Here is a 24279-nt window from a genome sequence, read left to right as displayed (position 1 = left end):
ATGACGACGAACGAGCACAGCCACGCAACGTCCGAATACACCACCGAGCACACGCCCCGCATGCAGTGGGCCGAGCACGCTCCCGACGTCTACAAGGCGATGGCCCGCCTGGAGGCCGCGTCCCGCAAGGGGCTCGACCCGGTCGTGGCCGAGCTGGTGAAGATCCGGTCCTCGCAGCTCAACCACTGCGCGTTCTGCCTCGACATGCACACCAAGGACGCGCTCGCGGCGGGTGAGTCCGTCCAGCGGATCGTGCAGCTCAGCGCGTGGGAGGAGTCGCAGCACTTCTACACGCCGAAGGAGATCGCGGCGATCGAGCTGACCGAGGCGGTGACCGTCCTGACCGACGGTTTCGTGCCGGACGAGGTGTACGCGAAGGCCGCGAAGCACTTCGACGAGGCGGAGCTCGCGCACCTCGTCGCCGCGATCATCACGATCAACGCCTGGAACCGGTTCGCCGTGACCACCCGGATGGTCCCGGGCCACTACACCCCCGGCGACCACCGCTGATCCGCTCACCCCGCACCCCCCATCCGACTCAGGAGCCACCGCGATGACCGCGTCCGACCTCCGCGCGCTGCACCACGGCCGCACCGCCGGCGATCCCCTGGTCCTGCCCGGCCCGTGGGACGCCGCGAGCGCCCGCGTCTTCGCCGACGCGGGCTTCCCGGCGCTGGCCACGCCGAGCGCGGGCGTCGCGGCGTCGCTCGGGTACGAGGACGGCCGGACGCCCGCGGCCGAGATGTTCGCCGCGGTGACGCGGATCGCCCGCGCCGTCGCCGTCCCCGTGTCGGCCGACATCGAGGCGGGGTACGGGCTGGCACCGGAGGAGCTGGTGGAACGGCTGCTCGCCACCGGGGCCGTCGGCTGCAACCTGGAGGACTCGGTGGACGGTGTCCTGAGGGACGCGGACCGGCAGGCGGACCGGCTGGCGGAGGTGCGGGCGGCCGCCGGGGACCGGCTCTTCGTCAACGCCCGCGTCGACACCTACGTCCGCGGCGTCCCGGCGGGCACGGACCAGGAGGCGGAGACCGTGCGCCGGGCCCTGCTGTACGTGGCCGCGGGCGCGGACTGCGTCTACCCGATCGGCGCCCCGGCCGAGGCGCTCCCCCGCCTGGCCGCCGCCGTACCCGCACCGCTCAACGCGCTGGCCCGGCCGGAGGGTCCGGGCCCGCGCCGGCTCGGGGAACTGGGCGCCGCCCGGATCACCTTCGGCCCCGGTCTCCAGCACCGGGCGATGGCCGCCGTACGCGGGATCGCCGACGAGCTGCGGAGGGCCTGAGCCCCCCACGCACAAAACGCGAACGCCCCCGGCAGGCTGAGCGCTGCGCCGGGGGCATTCGCGTACCCGCGAACGGGCGGTGGATCAGCTGCGGACCGGGTCAGGATCCGCCGGGGATCAGATGAGGCCGAGCTCGCGGACCGCGTCGCGCTCCTCGGTGAGCTCCTTCACCGACGCGTCGATGCGCGCACGGGAGAACTCGTTGATGTCCAGACCCTGGACGATCTTGTACGTGCCGTTCTCGGTGGTGACCGGGAAGGACGAGATGATGCCCTCGGGAACGCCGTAGGAGCCGTCCGACGGGATACCCATGGAGGTCCAGTCGCCGGCCGCGGTGCCGTTGACCCAGGTGTGCACGTGGTCGATGGCGGCGTTCGCGGCGGAGGCGGCCGAGGACGCGCCACGGGCCTCGATGATCGCGGCGCCGCGCTTGGCGACGGTCGGGATGAAGGTGTCGCCCAGCCAGGCCTCGTCGTTGACGAGCTCGGCGGCGTTCTTGCCGGCGATCTCCGCGTGGAAGATGTCGGGGTACTGGGTGGCCGAGTGGTTGCCCCAGATCGTCAGCTTCTTGATGTCGGAGACGGCGGCACCGGTCTTGGCGGCCAGCTGCGAGATCGCGCGGTTGTGGTCCAGCCGGGTCATCGCGGTGAAGCGCTCGGCCGGTACGTCCGGGGCGGCGGCCTGCGCGATGAGCGCGTTGGTGTTGGCCGGGTTGCCGACGACGAGGACCTTGATGTCGTCCGCGGCGTTGTCGTTGATCGCCTTGCCCTGCGGCTTGAAGATGCCGCCGTTGGCGGAGAGCAGGTCGCCGCGCTCCATGCCCTTGGTGCGCGGGCGGGCGCCGACGAGCAGGGCGACGTTCGCGCCGGCGAAACCGACATTGGCGTCGTCGGTGATCTCGATGTTGCGCAGCAGCGGGAAGGCGCAGTCGTCGAGCTCCATCGCGGTGCCCTCGGCGGCCTTCAGACCCTGCGGGATCTCCAGGAGACGCAGGTTGACCGGCACGTCCGGGCCGAGCAGGTGGCCGGAGGCGATGCGGAAGAGCAGCGCGTAGCCGATCTGGCCGGCTGCGCCGGTCACGGTGACATTCACGGGAGTGCGGGTCATGGCGATCTCCGTTAGACAGCTGGCGGTGGGGGCTCCTGGCCCCTGGTGCTGGACATCCCTGAATCTTGATGTGAAGAGATATCCAGCGATCAGGCTATCCGACCCGGAACCCCGTGGCCGCCCGGCCCCCTGTGGCACCGCACACAACCGGTCACTCCCCGCTCACCGGCTCGCCACTCCCGCGCTCACCCGGACGCTTCGTCCGTGCACCCCTTCGTACCGGTCGCGAGGGTCGCGCACGCCTTGATGTCGGCGACCCGCTTCACGGCGACCATCGGGGTGTACGTGTCGGCGGCGGCGGACACCGTGCCGTCCTGGCCCGCGCCGCCCGCGCTGATCCGTACGGTGTCGCCGGTGGCCGCCTTGGTGATCCGGGCCCACGCCGCCCCGCACGTCTTGCTGTAGCGCACCTCGACGACGCTTGCGCCGACGGTGGCGCTGGAGACGGTACGGACGTACTCGCCGCCGCAGCCCATGTCCTCGGGGTCCTGTCCGGCGCAGTCGGAGCCGCTGCACCCGACCCCGGCCGGCAGTTCCGGCGCGCTGCTCGTCGGCGTCGGGGAAGGCGCGGCGGCCTTGTCGGCGTCGGGGTCACCGCCCGAACCGGTCAGCAGGACGACACCGGTCACCGCCAGCAGCACAGCCACCGCGGCTACGGCGACCACGAGCTGTTTGCGGCGGCCGCGGTCACGGCGACGCCCACCACCGGTGCCACGGCGTGCGGGCGGCCGGCCGGGCCCCGGATCCCTCTGCTGGTCCGGCCAGGCCTGCGGCTGCTGGTCCGGCCAGGCGTACGGCTGCTGCGGGACCTGCGGAACGGTCCCGCGCTGGACCGGTACGGACGGTGAGCGGTCCCCGTCGCTCGCACCCGCCGCCGCGCCCTCGGCCGTGCCGACGGCACCGGAGGGGCGGCTCCTGCCGTGCCCGCGCGACGGCTGCCCGGTCTCGCCGAGCGCGGCACGCGCCTGGATGATCCGCATGCCTTCCATCGTCATGTCGTGGCGCATCTCGGCACGGCTCCAGGCCCGTTCCGTCAGCTCCCACATGGTGTTCAGATGTGCGTGGTTGGCGCCCGTCACCTCTGCGAGCGCGACGATCGCGCCCCTGGGGGCGAGCAGCCGCCCGTTCAGATACCGCTCCCACGACGTCCTGCTGTACCCCGTACGGTCGGCCACCGCCGCGAGGCTCAGACCGCTGCGGTCGACGAGCCTGCGCAGCTGGCCCGCGAACTCCCGTACCTGTGGGTCGAGATCCTCCGGCAGTGCCTTCCAACGAGGCATTACTTCCCCCTACTTCCCACTTCACATCGTGTCGGCTTCCGCAGCCCCCGGACGCGCCCGGCGCATCGCACACCGCTCCCCCTGTCCGGAACCGGTGGTCTTCCGCCCCGGACTACCCAGGTGGATGCGCGCACGCAGGCCGCCAGTTCCTGGAGCGAGAGCGCACGGTTGCACCCGGAAGTCCGGTACGCACCCTCGCGCGCCCCTGCCTCGCCCGGTTCGCCCGCTGCCTGCCGGGCCAGTCTGCCATCGTTGCCTGACGATCACACCGTGGCGGAATGGTCACTTCCGTGCCACAGGCCACAGCCATCCCTTGAACAGACCTCCCCCAACCACAAGGCTGGAGTCAGGACGGGGCAAGGCCGCTCAACTCGCCGCATTCCGGAGCTTTTCGCTCCGGGCGTGCCCCGTCCCGCCTCCGGCGTCCGTCCCTTCTCGGGGGAGGGGACGGGCCCCGGACCGCGGCCCGGGGCGGCCGCACGGATTCAGCGGATCGTGAAGTGGACCGCGTTCTCCAGGAACGGGATGTCCAGCCACGGCTTGGGCTGCGCCATCAGCGAGAGCATCACGATGAGGACGCCCAGCAGTCCGTACGTCACCAGGTCCGTGAAGCGGGAGCGCACCGCGAGCATGCCCACCGAGGGGATCACGAGGCGGAGCACAGCGCCCCCGATGAGCGCCACGCCGATCAGTATCGTGCCGATCCGGAAGGCCTGCTCGAAGGGCTCGGAGGCCACGATCAGCAGGCCGATCGCGGCCGTGCCGAGCACCGCGAGCAACGGCCACTGACGGGCGGGGGCCGGGGCGTCCCCGCCCGCCGCCCGGCCGCCGCCCTCGGGACGCGCGGTGTCCAGGGTGAGCGACGCCGCCGGCCGCGACCGGCCCGCCGCGGGACCGGGTGCCGGGTGGCTGCCGGTGCGGGCGTCCGAACCATCGCCCGGGGTCGCCGCCGTCGCCCCCTCACCCGAAGCCGCGGGCTCCTCGCCGGCCGGGGCGTCGGCAGCACCGTCGGCCAAGGCCTCGGCCCGCACCTCGGGCTGCTCGGCGACCGGCCCGTCCGCAGCGGCGGCCCGGTCGGCCGGACTCGTACCAGCACCCATGGGGTTCCTTCCGGTTCGGATCAGCCCGCGGACGGGACGGAGTCGCGCTCGGCCGCCTCGACCACGTTGACGAGCAACTGGGCACGGGTCATCGGGCCGACACCGCCCGGGTTCGGCGAGATCCACGCGGCGACCTCGGCGACGCCCGGGTGGACATCGCCGACGATCTTGCCGTTCTCGTCCCGGCTGACGCCGACGTCGAGCACGGCCGCGCCCGGCTTCACGTCCTCGGGCTTGATGATGTGCGGCACACCGGCGGCCGCGACGATGATGTCGGCCTGCCGCAGGTGTGAGGAGAGGTCGCGCGTACCGGTGTGGCACTGGGTGACCGTGGCGTTCTCCGACTTGCGGGTCAGCAGCAGCGGGATCGAGCGGCCGATGGTGACACCGCGTCCGACGACCACGACATGTGCCCCGTTGATCTCCACACCGTGGTGGCGGAGCAGCTGCACGACACCCTGCGGGGTGCAGGGCAGCGGTCCCGCCTCGTTGAGCACGAGCCGGCCGAGGCTCATCGGGTGGAGGCCGTCGGCGTCCTTGGCCGGATCCATCAGTTCCAGAACGCGGTTGGTGTCGATTCCCTTGGGAAGGGGGAGCTGCACGATGTAACCCGTGCACTCGGGATCGGCGTTGAGTTCCCGTACGACGTCCTCGATCTCCTCCTGGGTGGCGGTGTCGGGGAGTTCGCGCTGAATGGAGCCGATGCCGACCTGCGCGCAGTCGCGGTGCTTGCCGTTCACGTACCACCTGCTGCCCGGGTCGTCCCCCACCAGCAGGGTTCCCAGGCCGGGGGTGACACCCCGCGCCCTGAGGGCCGCCACGCGGGCGGTGAGATCGGACTTGATCACGGCTGCGGTGGCTTTGCCATCGAGAATCTGGGCAGTCATGCGGGCATTCTCGCGGATGACCCGCCCGGGGACCAAGTACAGGTACCGACCGTGGACACAAGGTTGCACTTGGACAACTTCTCGTACTGCGGCTGGACAAACTTACATCCCGCTTATAACGATGAAGGCCGCAGTGCCGCAGATGTACCCGGGGGGCGGACCGCTGATGTTTTCTTTCCTCCGCGCGGCCGCATTCGTCCCCGTATGTCCGTTGGAGGAAACGCCCAGATGAGCTTCGGCGACCCGAACCCGAACAACCCCTACGGCGAGCAGCCGGGCCAGCAGCCCGGTCAGCCGCCGCAGGGCCAGCCGCCGCAGGGCCAGCCCGGATACGGCTACCCGCAGCAGGCCCCGCAGGGCGTCCCGCCGCAGGGCCAGCCCGGTTACGGCTACCCGCAGCAGCAGCCCGGCGTCCCGCCGCAGGGCCAGCCCGGCTACGGCTACCCGCCCCAGGCCCCCGGCACGCTCCAGGCCAACAGCGGCTACATCAACATCCCGACGCTCGGCACGGTCGAGGTCGCCTCGATGGGCCGCCGCCTCGGCGCCCGTTGCATAGACGGCGTCGTCATCGGCGTGCTCTACGGCATCCTCAGCGCGATCGGCCTGGCGAGCGCCATGGGCCTCGCGAAGAGCACCGACGACTGCGGCAGCTCCCTGGACCCGGGCTACCAGTCCTGTGCCAACGACGCGAGCGTCAGCATCATCGCCACCATGTTCGGCGTGCTGGCCCTCTTCATCCTGATCACGCTGCTCTACGAGTGGCTGCTGATCTCGCTGATCGGCGCCACGCTGGGCAAGAAGGCGCTCGGGCTGAAGGTCGTCAAGGAGAACACGGGCCTGGCCCCGGGCCTCGGTGCCGGCTTCATCCGCTGGATCATCCCGATCGTCGGCGCGTTCCTCTGCTACATCGGCGCCATCCTCACGTACCTGTCCCCGTTCTTCGACAACTCCGGGAAGCTGCAGGGCTGGCACGACCGTGCCGCCGGCACCCTGGTGATCAAGCAGTAACGCGGACCGCACCACGCGAAGGGCCGGTCTCCCCGAACGAGTTCGGGGAGACCGGCCCTTCGCCGTGGGGACCGTCCGGGCTCAGTGGAAGAAGTGCCGGGTGCCGGTGAAGTACATCGCCACGCCCGCCTTCTTCGCGGCCTCGACCACCAGCTCGTCGCGGACCGAACCGCCCGGCTGGGCCACGGCCTTGATACCGGCCGCCGTCAGGATCTCCAGCCCGTCGGGGAAGGGGAAGAAGGCGTCGGAGGCCGCGTACGCGCCCCGCGCCCGCTCCTCGCCCGCCCGCTCGACGGCGAGCTTCGCGGAGTCGACGCGGTTGACCTGGCCCATGCCGACGCCGACGGAGGCGCCGTCCCGGGCGAGCAGGATCGCGTTGGACTTGACCGCGCGGCACGCCTTCCAGGCGAAGGAGAGCTCCCTGAGCTCATCGGCGGAGAGCGCCTCGCCGGTGGCGAGCGTCCAGTTGGCCGGGTCGTCGCCGTCAGCCTGGAGGCGGTCGGTGACCTGGAGCAGCGCACCGCCGTCGATCGGCTTGACCTCGACCTCGGCCGACGGGGCCTCGGGGCAGCGCAGCACGCGGATGTTCTTCTTGCGGGACAGGACCTCGACCGCGCCGTCCTCGTACGCCGGGGCGACGATGACCTCGGTGAAGATCTCCGCGACCTGCTCGGCCATGGCGACGGTCACCGGACGGTTGACGGCGATGACACCGCCGTACGCCGACAGCGGGTCGCAGGCGTGCGCGTTGCGGTGCGCCTCCGCGACGTCGTCGGCGATCGCGATGCCACACGGGTTGGCGTGCTTGATGATCGCGACGCACGGCTCGGCGTGGTCGTACGCGGCCCGGCGCGCGGCGTCGGTGTCCGTGTAGTTGTTGTACGACATCGCCTTGCCGTGCAGCTGCTCGGCACCGGCCAGGCCGCCGGTGCCGGAGGTGTAGAGCGCGGCGGGCTGGTGCGGGTTCTCGCCGTAGCGCAGGACGTCCTGGCGCTCGTACGTCGTACCGAAGAAGTCGGGGAAGCCCGAGTCGTCGGCGGCGGCGTAGTCGGCGGCGAACCAGGAGGCGACGGCCACGTCGTACGCGGCGGTGTGCTGGAAGGCCTCGGCGGCGAGCCGCTTGCGGGCGGTCAGGTCGAAGCCGCCCGCCTTGACCGCGGTGAGCACGTCGGCGTACCGCTCGGGGCTGGTGACGACGGCCACCGACGGGTGGTTCTTGGCGGCGGCGCGGACCATCGAGGGGCCGCCGATGTCGATCTGCTCCACGCACTCGTCGGCCGAGGCGCCGGAGGCGACGGTCTCCTTGAACGGGTAGAGGTTGACGACCACCAGGTCGAACGGCTCCACGCCCAGCTCGGCGAGCTGCTCGCGGTGGGCGTCGAGGCGGAGGTCGGCCAGGATGCCGGCGTGGACGCGGGGGTGCAGCGTCTTGACGCGGCCGTCGAGGCACTCGGGGAAGCCGGTGAGCTCCTCGACCTTGGTGACCGGCACTCCGGCGGCCGCGATCCTCCCGGCGGTGGAACCGGTGGAGACCAGCTCGACACCGGCCTCGTGCAGACCGCGGGCGAGGTCTTCGAGCCCGGTCTTGTCGTAGACGCTGACCAGGGCGCGGCGGATGGGCTTATTCACCGACATGATCGAGATGAACCTTTCGTCCCTCAATGCGATAGCCGTCACGGGCGAGCCGCCCCACGGCCTCGACGAGCAGCTTGCGCTCGACTTCCTTGATGCGTTCATGGAGGGCTGCTTCGCCCTCCGGGGTGTCCTCTTCGGTCACCTCGACCACGCCCTGCGCGATGATCGGACCGGTGTCGACGCCGTCGTCGACGAAGTGGACGGTGCACCCGGTGACCTTCACGCCGTACGCGAGCGCGTCACGCACGCCGTGGGCACCGGGAAAGCTCGGGAGCAGGGCGGGGTGGGTGTTGATGAACCGGCCACCGAACCCGGCGAGGAACTCCTTGCCCACGATCTTCATGAACCCCGCGGACACGACGAGGTCCGGGCGGTGCGCGGCGGTGGCCGCGGCGAGCGCGGCATCCCACTGCGCGCGGGACGCGTGGTCCTTGACCCGGCACACGAAAGTGGGGATTCCGGCCCGTTCGGCCCGCTCCAGACCGGCGATGCCGTCGCGGTCCGCACCGACCGCGACCACCTGTGCGCCGTACCCCTCGGGGTCGTCACCGATCGCGTCGAGCAGGGCTTGGAGGTTCGTACCGGAACCGGAGACCAGCACGACCAGTCGGGCCGGGGCGGCGGAGGAGAGCGGGGAGGCCACGGCTGGGCCCTTTCTCGCGTGTGGAGCAGTTCGAAGCGGCCGCACCGCCAGCCGCATTGCGGGAGGTGCGGCACGACGGCCATGCTGTTTGTACGGTCATACGAAAGAAGCACGCCCCCCGATACGGGGAACTCTACGAACGAGTCGACCGTCAGCAACGATACCGGCACCTCACGAGGCCCCCGCGTGACGGGGGTGAGGGACCGGTGGCGCTCCGCCTCGTGCGGGAGTGGGCGCTCCGGGCGGCGGCTGTGGGCCACCGCGCGTGCACGCCCAGCTTTCGGCCCCTCCTCGCCGGGAGGTAGCGTCAGGTGACAGCGAACCGTCCACAGGGCGGAACCGTCCACAGGGCGGACATGACGAGATGGGGAAGACGTTCACCATATGCCGGACCGACGCCGCCGCACCGCCTTCCGCCACCCGCTGCCCGAGCGGACCTCACTGCTGATGCGGGAGCGCCAGTCCCCCACGCCGGGCTCCTCCTCTTCCTCCTCTTCCTCTTCCTCGTCTTCCTCCTCCTCGCCGTCGGGGTCCTCCGGGTCCTCCGGCGCCCGTCCCGAGGACGACAACCCCTTCGCGCCGCCGCCGGAGGACCGCCCCGACCAGCCGTGGCAGCCGCGCCAGCCGGTCAACGGCGGTACCCACGGCAACGGCGAGAACAACGGCGACGGCGGGGACGCCCCCGACGGCGGCTCCCCCGACAACCGGCCCGTCTGGGGCAGCCAGTGGAGCAGCCACCAGCCGGGACGCCAGAGCGGCGACTTCGGCGGGCGGCCCGCCGGGCCCGCCGGGCCGAACGGACAGGGTGGCGGCCGGAACGGCAAGGAGGGCAAGCCCGGCGGTATGCGCTGGGACCCGACCGACCCCGTCCAGCGCCGGGCGCGCTACTCACTGCTCGCCGGCATGTGGGCGTTCTTCTTCGCGATCTTCGATCTGCCGGAAATCGCCCTGCTCTTGGGCGCGCTCGCGACCTACTGGTCCATCAGCGCACTCCGGGCCAAGCCGAAGGAACCGTCGGCGACAGGCGAGACGTCGGCCGGATCGCCCTCGGGCGCAGCCGCCGGGACCGGTGGCGGTGCCGACCCGGCCCCCGCGGCGGGATCCGCAGCAGCACCGGGGGCCGCAGCCGCGCCGGGGGCACCGGGCACGCCGGGCACCGCGTTCGCTCAGCGCGGCAGCCGGCAGCAGACGACGGCCGCGGTCAGCGGTCTGGTGACGGCGCTGATCGCTCTGGCGATCGTCGCGACGTCGTTCACGGTGCAGCTGGTCTACCGGGACTACTACACCTGCGTGAACGACGCCCTCACCAAGTCGGGCCAGGTGTCCTGCAACGATCTGCTGCCGAAGCCGCTGGAACCCCTCTTCGGCGTCAAGAAGTAGCGTCCGGCGGGTGGACCGGTCCGGCATCCGCCGGCCGGTCCACCCGTTCGTCGGCCGCCCTCGCGTGCCAGGAACCGGTCGGCAGGAAGTCGTACAGCTCGCCGTCCTCGTCGCCCGGCTCGCCGAGGCCGCCGACGCCGGTCCCGGCGGAGGCGCCCGATGCGGGTGCGGGCGGGGATGCGGACGGGGACAGGGACGGGGACGGAGATACGGACAGGGACGCGTGCCCGCGTCCCTGTGCGGGCATGGCTGCCGGAGCGTGGCCGGGGACGGGGGCTGCCCCGGCCTCCGCGCCGTCCGGGTCCGGGTCCGGTTCCGGGTCCGCCTTTCGGCGGCCCCACCAACTGCGTCCGGTCGGCGCGGCCGCCTCTTCTGTCGCCTGGGCCCCCTGCGCCTCTTCTGTCACTTCGGCCGTTGTGGTCACTGTTGTCGCTGTGGTCGCTGTGATCGATGTGGGCACTTCCGCTGTGGTCGCTTCCGCCGTGTTCGCCGTGTTCGCTCCGGTCGTCGCCTCGGCCGTCGGCTCGGCCGTCGGCTCCTCGGAGGCGGTACGTACACGCAGCCGCCAGGCCCGCAGCACCAGCGCCACCGGGACACCGAGGGCCACCGTCCACGCGAGGGCCGCCGCCCCCGTGAGCCACCACACGGGGCCGAACTCCGCCAGGGCCCGGTTCCCGAGCCGCCCCCCGGCCGCCGCCGCCAGCAGCGCGGCGCCGATCCCGCAGCCCAGCGCCCCCAGCACGGCGGTGAACGCGGTCTCCCCCAGGCTCCACGCGTCCTCGCGCGCACCGTCGGCGGGCGCCGCCCGTCGCACGGTGAACCAGGCGACCGTCAGCGCCGCCGCGACCGGGACCGCCGCGGTCGCCCAGTTCAGCGGCGTCCCCGCGCCCTCGGCCGGCAGCGCGGCCAGCAGCGGGAAGTCCGGCACCGCGGGGCGGCCCACGAAGGCGACCGGGGCGACCGTGGACGCCGTACCGAGCGCGAACCCCGGCCCGAGCCCGTACGCGGCGCCCCACACCGCCGCGTTCGGCACCAGCAGCAGCGCGAGGAACAGCACCGCGAACCGCCCGGCCCAGTCGCCGGACAGCCGCAGGAACGAGTCCTGAACCGGATCCGCGTGCCACACCAGCGCCGCCGCGACCACGAGCGCACCACCGCCCAGCAGGACCATCACCCCGGCCGCCGCGGACCGGCCCACCACCTCCGCCCGCCGGACGAACCTGGAGCGTGCCATCGCCTCGTGCAGCCGTACCGGCGCCCAGGAGGGCGGCGGTCCGAGCGGGCGCCCGGAGGCCGTCCACACCCCGGCCGCCGCGGCGCCCGCCACCACAACGGCCGAGGGGAACAGCAGGGACAGCGGCTCCGCGGACAGCGAGGCGCCCCGCACGTAGAGCGCGACCACCGCCCCGACCAGCAGATATCCGCCCGTCACCAGGGCGAACGCGGCTGCGGGCGAAGGGGCCCCGCGGCCCTCCTCGGGCTCCAGCACATCCCTGGCCGCGCGGTGCACCAGCCAGACCGGCATGGCGGCGAACAGAAGCGGGACGAGCCCGACGGGGGCCGGGGCCCCGGTCAGGGTGTCGGTTCTGATCAGTTCGGTGCCATGGGCCAGCAGCCACAGGCCGGCGGCCGTGTGGACGGCCTCGCCGGGGCTGCTGTCGGAGGCCGGGGAGCTGATCCACAGCACCATGACGAGCGCGGCGACAGAGCCCAGTCCGAGCCCTGCGGCAAGCGCCCCGCGCAGCAGCGCGGAGGCCAGTACGGCGGGCCGTCCGTGCTCTGCCGACAACGACGGGCTGCGTTCGGTCACTTGGGTCACACCGCAATGCTGCCAACGACACGCGCTTAATCCATGTAACGGGCGAATGACCGCTGTGTCGCTCAATATACGTTTATGTACTTTTTCACCCCGTGCAGGCCGGGCGGAGAGCCCTCATGACACAGAGCACGACCGGCACGGCAGCCGCCTACCCGCTCCCGTCGCCCAAGGAGCGTCGCAGGCTGCGGGAGGCGAAGTCGCTGAGTGAGGAGCAGGTCGCGGCGGCCGTGGGGGTAACCCGGGCCACGGTCCGGGCCTGGGAGACGGGCCGCACCAGTCCGCGCGGACGCAAGCGCGAGGCGTACGCCCGGCTCATCGGAGCGGGTGATGACACTCCGTCCACGCCGCCCGCCGATGCCGTCAAACCGGCCACCCCGGACATGTGGTCGAAGGATGCCGGGGCCAGGGCTGTGGCTGATGCTGGGGCTGTGGCTGGGGCTGCCAAAAGTGAGGCTGTGGCTGTTGACGCGTCTGAGCCCACCGAGCCCCCTGAGGTCGCTGAGGTCCCTGAGCTTGCCGAGGTCCCTGAGGTCCCTGAGGTCCCTGAGGTCCCTGAGGCAGTCTCCGCGGCCCCTTCCAGCGGCAGTGAGAGTGGTTCAGAGACCGAGGCCGGAGCCGAGGCCGAGGCCGGGACAGAGACCGGGGCTGAGGCCGGGACAGAGACCGGGGCCGAGGCCGGGACAGAGACCGGGGCTGAGGCCGGGCCCTCGCCCGCCGAGGCGTTCGACACCCTGTACCGGCACACCGCCGCCGCGCTGTTCCGCCAGACCTATCTGCTCACCGGCCGCCGCGGTCTCTCCCGCGAGGCCGTCCGCAAGGCCTTCGACCTCGCCTGGCAGCGCTGGCCCGAGGTCGCCGTGGACCGGGACCCGGCGGGGTGGGTACGGGCGGCCGCCCACGAGCACGCGATGTCGCCGTGGCACCGGCTCCGCCGCGAACACCGGCACCCCGATCCGCCGCCCGAGGCGCCCGGCCCCCGTGCGCTGCTCGACGCGCTACTGGCCCTGCCGCCCTCGTACCGTCGCACGCTGCTGCTCCACGACGGGGTCGGGCTGGGGCTTCCGGAGACGGCGGCGGAGACGGAGGCGAGCACCCCGGCGGCGGCGGGGCGGCTGATGACCGCGCGGGCGGCAGTCGGCGAGAGGGTGCCCGAGCTCGCCGCGCCGTCGACACCGGGCGAGCAGTCCGCGCTGCTGCGCGAGCACCTCGGGGCGCTCGCCCTCGCCCAGCCCGCGTCCTCGCTGCCGGTCCCGGAGCTGATCCGTACGGGCAGCGAGCGCAAGGCGCAGCTGTGGGCGCGGGCGGCTGTCGCGTTCACCGTGCTGCTGATCGGCCTGACGCTGATCACCCTGGCCACCGCCCCGAGGAAGTACGAGACGCCCCAGTCGCCCGCGCAGAGGGTCGGCGGGGTGCCGCCGCTCGGCGGTCCGCAGAAGCTCACGCCGCAGGACAGGAAGCTCCAGAAGAAGCTCGGCGGCGAGCTGGTGCACGGTCCGGCCCGGCTGGTTCCCGGAGTGGGCTGAGCCCGGGGCCGTGAGCGCAGCGAAGCGGGCCCGTACCCCCGGCCGGGGGTACGGGCCCGCTTCGCTGCTCGTGGTGACGCGGTCCTGCGGTGGTGCTCCGACGCGGTGAGGCGTCAGGCGCCGAGGATCTCGCGCGCCAGCTTGGCGGTCTCGGTCGGCGTCTTGCCGACCTTGACGCCGGCGGCCTCAAGGGCCTCCTTCTTCGCCTGCGCGGTGCCGGAGGAACCGGAGACGATGGCGCCGGCGTGGCCCATGGTCTTGCCCTCGGGGGCGGTGAAGCCCGCGACGTAACCGACGACCGGCTTGGTGACGTTCTTCGCGATGAAGTCCGCCGCACGCTCCTCGGCGTCGCCGCCGATCTCACCGATCATGACGATGAGGTCGGTCTCGGGGTCGGCCTCGAACGCCGCGAGGGCGTCGATGTGCGTCGTACCGATGACCGGGTCGCCACCGATGCCGACGGCGGACGAGAAGCCGATGTCACGGAGCTCGTACATCATCTGGTAGGTCAGCGTGCCCGACTTCGACACGAGACCGATGCGACCGGGCTTGGTGATGTCGCCCGGGATGATGCCGGCGTTCGACTGGCCGGGGGTGATCAGGCCGGGGCAGTTCGGACCGATGATCCGGGTCTTGTTGCCCTTCGCGCCGGCGTACGCCCAGAAGGCGGCCGAGTCGTGAACGGCGATGCCCTCGGTGATCACGACGGCGAGGGGGATCTCGGCGTCGATCGCCTCGACGACGGCGGCCTTGGAGAAGGCCGGCGGCACGAAGAGGACGGACACGTTCGCGCCGGTCTTCTCCATCGCTTCCTTGACGGAACCGAAGACCGGGATCTCGCTGCCGTCGAAGTCGACGGAGGTGCCGGCCTTGCGCGGGTTCACGCCGCCGACGATGTTGGTGCCGTCGGCGAGCATGAGCTTGGTGTGCTTCATGCCCGTCGCGCCGGTCATCCCCTGGACGATGACCTTGCTGTCCTTGGTGAGGAAGATAGCCATGGTGGTCTGAGTCCCTCTTCCTTACTTCGCAGCCGCGGCGAGCTCGGCGGCCTTGTCGGCCGCGCCGTCCATGGTGTCCACGCGCTGGACCAGCGGGTGGTTGGCGTCGGAAAGGATCTTGCGACCCAGTTCCGCGTTGTTGCCGTCGAGACGCACGACGAGCGGCTTGGTGACCGCTTCGCCCTTGGTCTTGAGCAGCTCGAGCGCCTGGACGATGCCGTTGGCGACCTCGTCGCAGGCGGTGATGCCGCCGAAGACGTTGACGAACACGGACTTGACGTCCGGGTCGCCGAGGATGATCTCGAGGCCGTTCGCCATGACCTCTGCGGAGGCGCCGCCACCGATGTCGAGGAAGTTGGCGGGCTTCACGTTGCCGTGGTTCTCACCGGCGTACGCGACGACGTCCAGGGTCGACATGACCAGACCGGCACCGTTACCGATGATGCCGACCTCGCCGTCGAGCTTGACGTAGTTGAGGTTCTTGGCCTTGGCGGCGGCCTCGAGCGGGTTGGCCGCGTCCTTGTCCTCGAGCGCCTCGTGGCCGGGCTGGCGGAAGTCGGCGTTCTCGTCGAGAGACACCTTTCCGTCCAGGGCCAGGATGCGCCCGTCCTTGGTCTTCACCAGCGGGTTGACCTCGACGAGGAGGGCGTCCTCGGCGACGAAGGTGTCCCACAGGGTCACCAGGGCCTCGGCGACACCCTCGGCCACGTCGGCCGGGAACTTCGCCTGGGCCACGATCTCGCGGGCCTTGACGATGTCGACCCCGTCGACAGCGTTGACCGGGACCTTCGCGAGGGCCTCGGGAGACTTCTCCGCGACCTCCTCGATGTCCATGCCGCCCTGCACCGAGGCCATGGCCAGGAAGGTGCGGTTGGTCCGGTCGAGGAGGTACGAGACGTAGTACTCCGCCTCGATCTCCGGGGACAGCTCGGCGATCATCACCTTGTGGACCGTGTGGCCCTTGATGTCCATGCCGAGAATGTCGGTCGCGCGAGCGACCGCCTCGTCGGGGTTGGCGGCCAGCTTGACGCCGCCGGCCTTGCCTCGGCCACCGACCTTCACCTGTGCCTTGACGACCGACTTGCCGCCCAGCCGCTCGGTCGCCTCGCGGGCTGCCTCAGGCGTGTCGATCACTTCACCGGCCAGCACCGGTACACCGTGCTTGGCGAAGAGGTCCCTCGCCTGGTACTCGAACAGGTCCACGCGCGTCCGTCCCTTATCAAATGGTCTCGCGGTTGGTTTTCTGCGTGGGCGTGCCGCGAGGGGCAACGTGACTGCTCTGTCACTAGGAAGGCGCACACGGTGACCGAATACGCGGCATGTCCATCTCGCAGGTTATCCCCGCGCCCCGCAGGACCCTAAATCGCAGATCCCCCCTGGGCGGTGATTACGGTCACAGACCGCGCTGGTGGCCGGGCCGCAGTGGACAAATCGGCGCGGGCACGGCGGCCCGTCACCCTTGGGCCTCCCTGTCCGGCACGGGCAGTGGCCGCTTCTCGATCGCCGCGGCCATCACCTCAGGAAAGAGGTCCGGCGTGCAGGCGAAGGCGGGGGCGCCGAGCGCGGCGAGTGCCGTCGCGTGGTCGCGGTCGTAGGCGGGTGCGCCCTCGTCGGAGAGGGCGAGCAGGGTCACGAACTGCACTCCGGACGCCTTCATCGCGGCGACCCGCTTCAGCATCTCGTTGCGGATGCCGCCCTCGTACAGATCGCTGATGAGCACGACGACGGTGTCCGCGGGGCGGGTGATCCTGGACTGGCAGTAGGCGAGCGCGCGGTTGATGTCGGTGCCGCCGCCGAGCTGGGTGCCGAAGAGCACGTCCACCGGGTCGTCGAGCTGGTCGGTGAGGTCGACGACCGCCGTGTCGAAGACGACGAGTCTGGTCCGCAGGGCGCGCATGGAGGCGAGTACGGCGCCGAAGACCGAGGCGTACACCACGGAGGCCGCCATCGAGCCGGACTGGTCGATGCAGAGGATGACGTCCTTCTTCACGGACTGCGCCGCGCGCCCGTAGCCGATGAGCCGCTCCGGCACGATCGTGCCGGCCCCGTCCTCGCCGGGGAGCGTCAGATAGTTCTTGAGGTTGGCCCGGATGGTCCGGTTCCAGTCGATGTCGTGGTGCCGCGGCCGGCTGACCTTCGCCGAGCGGTCCAGCGCCCCCGTGAGCGCCGCCCGGGTGCGGGTGGTGAGCCGGCTCTCCAGCTTCTCGACGACCTTGCGGACGACGGCTCTCGCGGTCTCCTTCGTCGTCTCCGGCATGACCTTGTTGAGCGAGAGCAGGGTGCCGACGAGATGGACGTCCGCCTCGACTGCCTCCAGCATCTCCGGTTCGAGCAGGAGCGCGGAGAGGCCGAGCCGGTCGATGGCGTCACGCTGCATGACCTGGACGACGGAGCTGGGGAAGTACGTACGGATGTCCCCGAGCCAGCGGGCCACGGAGGGCGCGGAGGCACCCAGTCCGGCCGAACGCCCACTGCCGCCCCGGCCGCCGGGCTGTCTGCCCCCGCCCTCGTACAGCGCGGTCAGTGCGCCGTCCATCGCGGCGTCGCGTCCGGTGAGGGCGCAGCCCGTGCTCTCCGCGCTGTCCGCGCCCAGCACCATGCGCCAGCGCCGCAGCCGTTCACCGCTGTCCGCGCCATGCGCCCGAGGGGTCTCGTCCGTCCCGGCCGTCTTCTCCGTCGCCGTCACCGTTGCCGTCCCCGCCGAGTTGGCGGCCCTGTCCGTCGTCATCCCGTTGCCCCCAGCGGTTCCTCGGTGGTGTCGTGTCTCTCCGCGGACGCGTCCGCGGACACATCCGCATCGGCATCCGCGTCCAGGCCCAGCAGCAGGCGCAGCACCGGCAGCACCGCGTCCGCCCGCGGCCCGTCCAGCACGGGGCCGAATCCGGGTGCCGTCGCCCCGCCGCCCGGGACCCCGCCCGCGCCCGCGGCCGTTCTCCCGGCGGCCGGGCCGCGCCGGACGAGCTCGCCCAGCGTGCGCCGGACGCCGGATTCGTACGCCGAGAAGGTGCGGCGCAGCAGCGGCAGCACGTCGGTGAAGGTGTCCGGGGAGACCCCGGACAGCCAGGAGTCGACCAGGGCGAGCAGCCTCTCGTCGTGGACCAGGAGCATGCCGCCACCGGCCGCCCCGCCGACGAAGCCCTCGATCCACGCGGCGGCGTCGGCGGGCGGTGTGCCGGGTGACAGGGCCAGGCCCATCAGCCGGGCCGCGTCGTCCTGTTCGAGGTGGCCGTCGTCGAGCAGCAGCCGGGCGGCCCGGCCCCGGATGACGCCTGCGACGGTGTCCCGGGCGGCGAGCTTGTGCAGCACCGCCCTCCAGCGTTCGCGCAGCCCGTCCGCGTTCGCCGGTACGGCGCCGGCGAGCAGGCCGATCGCGGTGTGGACGCCGTCGACCCGGCGGCGCAGTGCGGCGGCCCCGTCGGCGTCGAGTCCGGTGCAGGCGGGGGGCAGTCCGACGCAGATCCGCTCCGCGAGCCCGGCCGCGACCTCACCGAGCGCCGCGGTGTCCGTGGACCGGACGTCCCCGTAGCGCAGCGTCCGGGCCAGGGACGGCAGGGCGTCGGCGAGGTGGCCGACGTCCGTGTCGAGGGCGGCGCGGTCGGCGAGCACCCGCATCACGACGGGCAGCGCCTCGGGCAGTTCGGCCAGCAGACACCGTTCCGCGAGGGAGGTGACCTCGGCGAGGGTGGTGGCCGCGAGGGCGTCCGACTCGGCGCGGGCGGTCGCGGCGGAGAGCACGGTGGTGCCCCATACGCCCGCCTCCGCGACGCGTACGTACAGCTCCGGCTCCCAGCGCAGCCGCCAGCTCTCCCGGAAGGTGCCGGTGCTCCCCCGGCCCGCCGCGGGTTCGCCCCAGCCGACGCCGAGGATCCGCAGCCGGTGCAGCAGCCGGCTGCGGGCGGCGTCGGTGTCCTTGCGGAGGTCGAGCTCCATGTCCCGTTCCGACGCCTCCGGTTTGAGCCGCAGGGTGCGCTGCCGGCGGGTGAGGTCGCGCTGGAGCGGCACGGCGGGGGCGGTGTCCGGCACCTCTCCGAGTGTCCCGCCGACGATCAGCCGGTCCCGGACGAGGGCCAGCGGTACGTCGGAGCCGTCGCACATCACGGCCCGGACGGCGTCGGTCGCCTCGCTCAGGCCGGCGAGTGGCCGGCCGCGCATGGCGGCGAGGGTCGCGGCGAGCCGGACGGCCTCGATGACATGGGCAGAGGAGACGAACCGGTCCTCGTCGCGCAGGAGTCCGGCGACCTTCGTCATCCAGCGTTCGACCGGGCGGTCCGGGGAGGCGAAGAGGTGCGCGTACCAGCCGGGTGAGTCGATCCCCGCCCCGTATCCGCTGTGCCGGGCGAGCCGGTGGTGGGTCCAGGGCACCCAGGTCAGCTCGGCCTTGACCTTGGGCAGGCCCTTGAGGAGGGCCCGGTCGGCGGCGAGTGTGGTCCTCGCTCGGAGCGCGGGCACGTGCCAGGCACCGCAGACGACGGCGAAGTCGTCGCCGAACTCCTTGCGCGCCGTCCGCACCTGGATCCGCATGTACGCCTCGCGGACCGCGTCCCTGGGGTGGCCGCCGTCCCCGTACACCTCGCGCAACGCGGTCATCGCCTCGCCCAGCGCGGCGAAGGCCGCCAACGGGTCGCCGGGGCCGCCGTCGTGGGCGCGGTGTTCGACGACGTCCTCCCACCAGCGCTCGGGGTCGTCGTAGCCCGCGGCCTCGGCCAGGACCCCGATGGGGTCGACCGGGGCGGGCGGGGGGTCCGCCTCCCCGGCCTGTTCCGCCGGGTCCCGGCGCTCCTCTTCCTCCGCCATGGCCAGCGAGTGGGCGGCCGGCAGGTCGATGAAGCGGACCGGGACGCCGTGCGCGAGGGCCCAGCGGATCGCGACCCACTCGGGCGAGAACTCGGCGAGCGGCCAGAACGCGGCCCGTCCGGGGTCACCCACCGCGTGGGCGAGCAGGGCGACGGGCGGCCGCATCTGCTCGTCGGCGGCGAGCGGCAGCAGCGCGTCGCCCTCGGGCGGGCCCTCGATGAGCACCGCCCGCGGACGGGTGGCCTCCAGTGCGGCGCCGACGGCGCGGGCCGAGCCGGGGCCGTGGTGCCGCACCCCCAGCAGCAGCGGCCCGCCGGGGCCCGGGACGCCGGTCATGCGGAGGCCTCACGGCAGGCGCGGTAGAAGTCCTTCCAGCCGTCCCGCTCGCGCACCACGGTCTCCAGGTACTCCTGCCAGACCACTCGGTCGGCGGCCGGGTCCCGGACGACCGCGCCGAGGATGCCGGCCGCAACGTCCCCCGCGCGCAGCACCCCGTCGCCGAAGTGGGCGGCGAGTGCCAGACCGTTGGTGACGACGGAGATGGCCTCGGCCGTGGACAGCGTCCCCGAGGGCGACTTGAGCTTGGTGCGGCCGTCGGTGGTGACTCCGTCCCGCAGTTCACGGAAGACGGTGACCACGCGGCGGATCTCCGCGAGGCCGTCGGGCGCGGGCGGCAGGTCGAGCGAGCGGCCGACCTGGTCGACGCGCCGGGAGACGATGTCGACCTCCGCCTCCGGGGTAGCGGGCAGCGGCAGGACCACCGTGTTGAACCGGCGGCGCAGGGCGCTGGAGAGCTCGTTGACCCCGCGGTCGCGGTCGTTGGCCGTGGCGATGACGTTGAAGCCGCGGACCGCCTGGACCTCCTGGCCCAGCTCGGGCAGCGGCAGCGTCTTCTCGGACAGGATGGTGATCAGTGAGTCCTGCACATCCGCGGGCATGCGGGTGAGCTCCTCGATCCGCGCGGTCATGCCCTCGGACATGGCGCGCATCAGCGGGCTGGGCACCAGCGCGGCGCGGCTGGGGCCGTGCGCGAGCAGCTCCGCGTAGTTCCACCCGTAGCGGACCGCCTCCTCAGGTGTGCCCGCCGTGCCCTGGACGAGGAGCGTCGAGTCTCCGCTGACGGCGGCCGCGAGGTGCTCGGACACCCAGGTCTTGGCGGTGCCGGGCACGCCGAGGAGCAGCAGCGCCCGGTCGGTGGCGAGCGTGGTGACGGCGACCTCCACGAGGCGGCGCGGGCCCACGTACTTGGGTGTGATCACCGTGCCGTCGGACAGGGTGCCACCGAGCAGGTACGTGGCGACGGCCCAGGGCGACAGCCGCCAACGGGCGGGCCGCGGGCGGTCGTCAGCGGCCGCGAGCGCCTTCAGCTCGTCGGCGAAGGCGTCCTCGGCGTGCGGGCGCAGCGCCTCGGCGCCCACGGCTGTGGTGGTTTCTGACACGGTCATGGATCCCCCTCCAGATCGGTCGTCCCGATGTGGTTCCCACGGTGCACCATGGCACTGACAATCGGCGTTCCCGCAGGTCGGAGCAGTTGTCAGTGGTGCGGCCTACCGTCGTATCCATGCTGCTGACTGACGGGGGAGAACCCTTGAGCGCCGCCGCTCCGGCGGTGCGCTGGACGGTGGAGCAGGTCCTGGCCCTGGCTCCTGACGACGCTTCACGCAAGGCGGGGAACAAGCTCGGTTCTGCCGGGCCGTGGTCGGACACCGGGTGGGACGGGCCGGGTGCGGTGTGGGGGCTGTGCAGGGGGAGCGGGAGCAAGCCGTACCGCACGGTGGTCGACACCACCGGTCCCGCGTACAAGTGCAGTTGCCCCAGCCGGAAGTTCCCCTGCAAGCACGCGCTGGGCCTGTTGCTGCTCCGGGCGTCCGACGAGGGGGCCCTGCCCGCGGCCGATCCGCCGGACTGGGCCGGTGAGTGGCTGGAGGGCCGGCGCCGGCGGGCGGAGGCCGCGGAGGTGAGGGAGCGGTCGGAGGGGGCCGAGGGCCCTGCGTCCGGTCCCGCCGATCCTGCGGCCGCCCTGCGGCGGGCCGAGCGCCGGGCGGGGCGGATCGGCGGCGGGGTAGCGGAGTTGGAACGGCGCCTGGCCGATCTGGTGCGCGGCGGTCTGGCCGCGGCCGAGCAGTCGGGATACGGGCTGTGGGAGGAGACGGCGGCCCGCATGGTCGACGCCCAGGCGCCCGGTCTGGCGGGTCGGGTACGGGAGTTGGGCGCGATCCCGGCGTCCGGGCCGGGCTGGCCGGTGCGGCTGCTGGAGGAGTGCGCGCTGCTGCATCTGCTGGACACGGGCTGGCTGGGCATCGACCGGCTGCCGCCGGCGCTGGCCGCCACGGTCCGTACCCGGGTCGGGCTGCCGGTCACCACCGAGGACGTGCCGGTCCGTGACCACTGGCTGGTCCTCGCCCAGTACGACACCCCCGAGGGCAAGATCGTCGCTCGCCGCATCTGGCTGTACGGGAGGGAGTCGGGCCGGACGGCGCTGCTGCTGTCCTTCGGTGCCGCTGGCCGCTCCCCCGCTCATGCCCTGCCGGTGGGCGCCACGCTGGATGCCGAGCTCACGCCCTGTCGGGGCTCGGGACAGCTACGGGCCGAGCCCGGACCGCAGTTCGGGGCGCAGTTCGGACCGCAGTTCGGGGCGCCGGTGCCGGCCGGCCCGCCGCCGGGTGTCACGGTCGCCGGGGCCATCGCCGCCTACGGGCGGGCCCTGGGCGAGGACCCCTGGCTGGACTCCTGGCCGGTGACGCTGCGCGACGTCATACCCGTGCCGTCCGAGGGCGGCTGGCAACTGGCTGACGCGGACGGGGACTCGGCCCTGCCCGTCGCCCCGTCCGCGCTGTCCCGGCCCGCGCTGTGGAAGCTCGTCGCGGTCTCCGGCGGCGGCCCGCTCACCGTCTTCGGGGAGTGCGGCCACCGCGGCTTCGATCCGCTCGCGGCCTGGCCGGCCGCGCGCGAGGGCGACGACGCGACAGCGGCCGATCCGCACACCCTGCCGGCCAACGCCGAGACCGTGCCGCTCATCTGACTCCTGGAGGAGGAGCGATGCCCCGTACCACCACACCCGTCACGCCCACCACGACCACCGCGACCACCACGACCGCCACGCCCGTCCCCGCCGCCGGCCTGCTCACCGCGACGCCGTGGGAGGAGCTCGTCACCTCGGCGCTGCTCGGCACGGACCGCCGCCCGCTCGCGACGGCATCCGGCACCGGCACCGGTCCGGCCGGCGAGCCGGGCGGGGTCCCGGACGGGGTCCCGGCCCCTGCCGGTCCGGACGGCGCCGCGGCCGCGCTGCTGAACGCGGCCGCCCTGCACACCGTGCGGCGCCGGGCCGGTCTGCTGCCCGCTCCTGCGGCTCCCCGGCCCGATCCCGCACCCGCCGACCCTCGGCCGCCCCTGCCCGCGGCTGCCCGGAGCCGGCTGGAGCGGCTGCTCGCGGACCGGGCGGCACCGAGCGGTTCGGGCGGCAGACGCGGCACGGCTCCCGATCTGACGGAACTGATTCCGCAGTGGCTGGCCACCGCCAATCTGCACGGCTACCGGGCACCGGACGCGGCCCTGCCCGCCCTGCTCGACGCGGCCCGCGCGCGGACCGATCTGCGGCCGCAGGCCCTGGCGTTCGCCGGGCCGCGCGGACTCTGGCTGGCCGGGCTGAACCCCGAGTGGAAGTTCGCGCTGCGCGGCTCGTCCGGCACCTCACTGCTGCCGGACGTGACCGACCCGGAAGCGGTCCGCCGGCTGTGGGAGGAAGGCCTGTTCGCCGAACGGGTCGCCCTGCTCACCGCGGTACGCGCGCACGAGGCGGGCGCCGCTCTCGCGCTGCTCGCCACCACCTGGGCCACCGAGCGGGCCGAGGACCGGTTGATGTTCGTCGACTCCCTGCGCACCGGGCTCTGCGGCGCCGACGAGGCCTTCCTGGAGCAGGCCCTCGCCGACCGCAGCCGCAATGTCCGTGCGACGGCCGCCGAGCTGCTCTCCGCACTTCCCGAATCGGCGCTCGCCCGCCGGATGGCGGACCGCGCCCTGTCCTGCGTGAGCCCCGGTCTCACCGGCAGCGGACCGTCCGTGGCCGTGGAGGCGCCGCACGAATGCGACGCGGCGATGGAGCGCGACGGTGTGGTGGCGCTCCCGCCGTCCGGGCGGGGCGAACGGTCGTGGTGGCTCGGCCAGCTGGTGGAGTCGTCCCCGCTCGCGATCTGGCCGGCGCGGTTCGGCGGCCGCGAGGCGCGGGAGATCGTCGCGCTCCCCGTGGCCGACGGCTGGAGCGAGGAACTCCACGCGGCTTGGTGCCGGGCCGCCGTCCGGCAGCGGGACCCGGAGTGGGCGCGGGCGCTGCTCGGCTCCCCCTCGACACCCCCGTCGAACGGCCCCGGTACGGCGTCGCTCGCCGAACGGTCGAAGCTGCTGATCGTGCTGCCCGCCGCCGAACGGGCCGGCTGGGTCGCCGAGTTCATCGCCGCGCACGGCCTGTCGGAGGCGTTCCAGCTGCTGGGGGTCTGCCCGACCCCCTGGGCGGAGCCGCTCGGCCGCTCCGTCGTCGACGCCCTCGACATCGCCCGGGACGCCGGCAGCTATCCGTGGAGCTTCAGCGGAGTGATGGGCCTCGCGGAGCGCTGCCTGAATCCGGCGGAGGCGGACCGCCTGGAAGTCCTCACCACGACTCCCGACGAGCCGGCGGACGCCTCCCCCGGCGCGAACGGCTACTGGTCGGAGGCGTTCCAGCGGCTGGTCTCCACCCTGCGGCTCCGCGCGGCGATGGACGCCGAACTGACACCGGCCCGGTGAATGCAGGTGAGACGGACAGACGGAGAAACGGACAACGCGGG

19 protein-coding genes are annotated in these 24279 nt (G+C 72.9%); 7 read left to right on the top strand and 12 right to left on the bottom strand.

All coding sequences use genetic code 11. The annotated features are described in order from the left end of the window. Positions 1-510: a carboxymuconolactone decarboxylase family protein gene (locus ACIQM0_RS22405; RefSeq protein WP_363022191.1), complete on the top strand. Its 510-nt coding sequence runs from the start codon at positions 1-3 to the stop codon at positions 508-510. A 43-nt stretch (positions 511-553) separates the two neighbouring features. Next, positions 554-1282: an isocitrate lyase/phosphoenolpyruvate mutase family protein gene (locus ACIQM0_RS22400; protein WP_401289287.1), complete on the top strand. Its 729-nt coding sequence runs from the start codon at positions 554-556 to the stop codon at positions 1280-1282. A gap of 117 nt (positions 1283-1399) precedes the next feature. On the opposite strand, the gene ACIQM0_RS22395 is transcribed toward ACIQM0_RS22400, so the two are convergent. The 4 genes from ACIQM0_RS22395 to ACIQM0_RS22380 all read right to left on the bottom strand — a co-directional run bounded on the left by ACIQM0_RS22395 (position 1400) and on the right by ACIQM0_RS22380 (position 5656). Continuing rightward, positions 1400-2389, bottom strand: coding sequence for a malate dehydrogenase (locus ACIQM0_RS22395; RefSeq protein WP_024488992.1), 990 nt, complete (start codon positions 2387-2389; stop codon positions 1400-1402). 185 nt (positions 2390-2574) lie between these two features. Further along, on the bottom strand, positions 2575-3669 hold the full coding sequence (locus ACIQM0_RS22390) for a helix-turn-helix domain-containing protein (protein WP_401289284.1): 1095 nt from the start codon (positions 3667-3669) through the stop codon (positions 2575-2577). Between the two features lie 485 nt (positions 3670-4154). After that, positions 4155-4769, bottom strand: coding sequence for a DUF3017 domain-containing protein (locus ACIQM0_RS22385; RefSeq protein ID WP_401289282.1), 615 nt, complete (start codon positions 4767-4769; stop codon positions 4155-4157). Between the two features lie 20 nt (positions 4770-4789). Next, positions 4790-5656, bottom strand: coding sequence for a bifunctional methylenetetrahydrofolate dehydrogenase/methenyltetrahydrofolate cyclohydrolase (locus ACIQM0_RS22380; protein ID WP_363022183.1), 867 nt, complete (start codon positions 5654-5656; stop codon positions 4790-4792). A 228-nt stretch (positions 5657-5884) separates the two neighbouring features. Between ACIQM0_RS22380 and ACIQM0_RS22375 the strand changes: the two genes are divergently transcribed. Continuing rightward, the gene (locus tag ACIQM0_RS22375; RefSeq protein WP_401289279.1) at positions 5885-6664 is read left to right on the top strand and encodes an RDD family protein; all 780 of its coding nucleotides are present in this window, start codon (positions 5885-5887) and stop codon (positions 6662-6664) included. Between the two features lie 81 nt (positions 6665-6745). Here ACIQM0_RS22375 and purH read toward each other — a convergent pair whose 3' ends face one another. After that, positions 6746-8299 (bottom strand): bifunctional phosphoribosylaminoimidazolecarboxamide formyltransferase/IMP cyclohydrolase, encoded by a 1554-nt coding sequence (gene purH, locus ACIQM0_RS22370; RefSeq protein ID WP_401289277.1) that lies wholly within the window; start codon positions 8297-8299, stop codon positions 6746-6748. Then, positions 8286-8942, bottom strand: coding sequence for a phosphoribosylglycinamide formyltransferase (gene purN / locus ACIQM0_RS22365; RefSeq protein ID WP_401289274.1), 657 nt, complete (start codon positions 8940-8942; stop codon positions 8286-8288). Before purN ends, purH begins: the two co-directional genes overlap by 14 nt. Before the next feature lie 384 nt (positions 8943-9326). Between purN and ACIQM0_RS22360 the strand changes: the two genes are divergently transcribed. Further along, positions 9327-10322 (top strand): hypothetical protein, encoded by a 996-nt coding sequence (locus ACIQM0_RS22360; protein ID WP_401289272.1) that lies wholly within the window; start codon positions 9327-9329, stop codon positions 10320-10322. Here ACIQM0_RS22360 and ACIQM0_RS22355 read toward each other — a convergent pair. Beyond that, a complete protein-coding gene (locus tag ACIQM0_RS22355) occupies positions 10312-12132 on the bottom strand; it encodes a DUF6350 family protein (protein ID WP_401289465.1) in 1821 nt (606 codons plus the stop codon). The two genes, ACIQM0_RS22360 and ACIQM0_RS22355, sit on opposite strands and share 11 nt — an antisense overlap. 125 nt (positions 12133-12257) lie before the next feature. On the opposite strand from ACIQM0_RS22355, the gene ACIQM0_RS22350 reads away from it, so the two are divergent. Then, on the top strand, positions 12258-13664 hold the full coding sequence (locus tag ACIQM0_RS22350) for a helix-turn-helix domain-containing protein (RefSeq protein WP_401289269.1): 1407 nt from the start codon (positions 12258-12260) through the stop codon (positions 13662-13664). A gap of 113 nt (positions 13665-13777) precedes the next feature. Here ACIQM0_RS22350 and sucD read toward each other — a convergent pair whose 3' ends face one another. From sucD to ACIQM0_RS22325, 5 genes are all read right to left on the bottom strand, one after another. Continuing rightward, positions 13778-14662, bottom strand: coding sequence for a succinate--CoA ligase subunit alpha (gene sucD, locus ACIQM0_RS22345; protein WP_401289267.1), 885 nt, complete (start codon positions 14660-14662; stop codon positions 13778-13780). Positions 14663-14683: 21 nt separating this feature from the next. After that, a complete protein-coding gene (sucC, locus tag ACIQM0_RS22340; RefSeq protein WP_363022171.1) occupies positions 14684-15865 on the bottom strand; it encodes an ADP-forming succinate--CoA ligase subunit beta in 1182 nt (393 codons plus the stop codon). Between the two features lie 250 nt (positions 15866-16115). Beyond that, positions 16116-17390 (bottom strand): vWA domain-containing protein, encoded by a 1275-nt coding sequence (locus ACIQM0_RS22335; RefSeq protein WP_401289265.1) that lies wholly within the window; start codon positions 17388-17390, stop codon positions 16116-16118. Then, positions 17387-19792 (bottom strand): DUF5682 family protein, encoded by a 2406-nt coding sequence (locus ACIQM0_RS22330; RefSeq protein ID WP_401289262.1) that lies wholly within the window; start codon positions 19790-19792, stop codon positions 17387-17389. The genes ACIQM0_RS22335 and ACIQM0_RS22330 overlap by 4 nt, the downstream gene beginning before the upstream one ends. Next, complete coding sequence (locus ACIQM0_RS22325) at positions 19789-20901, bottom strand: AAA family ATPase (RefSeq protein WP_401289259.1); 1113 nt, start codon at positions 20899-20901, stop codon at positions 19789-19791. The genes ACIQM0_RS22330 and ACIQM0_RS22325 overlap by 4 nt, the downstream gene beginning before the upstream one ends. Positions 20902-21017: 116 nt before the next feature. On the opposite strand from ACIQM0_RS22325, the gene ACIQM0_RS22320 reads away from it, so the two are divergent. Together ACIQM0_RS22320 and ACIQM0_RS22315 are read left to right on the top strand one after the other, a co-directional pair. After that, positions 21018-22478, top strand: coding sequence for an SWIM zinc finger family protein (locus ACIQM0_RS22320; protein ID WP_401289256.1), 1461 nt, complete (start codon positions 21018-21020; stop codon positions 22476-22478). A 17-nt stretch (positions 22479-22495) separates the two neighbouring features. Beyond that, positions 22496-24238 (top strand): DUF5691 domain-containing protein, encoded by a 1743-nt coding sequence (locus ACIQM0_RS22315; RefSeq protein WP_401289253.1) that lies wholly within the window; start codon positions 22496-22498, stop codon positions 24236-24238. Positions 24239-24279 lie beyond the last annotated feature (41 nt).

Source organism: Streptomyces sp. NPDC091387, from assembly GCF_044756945.1.
Taxonomy (GTDB): domain Bacteria; phylum Actinomycetota; class Actinomycetes; order Streptomycetales; family Streptomycetaceae; genus Streptomyces.
The sequence above is the reverse complement of the archived record's forward strand: the minus strand, read 5'-3'. Positions and strand labels throughout refer to the sequence as shown.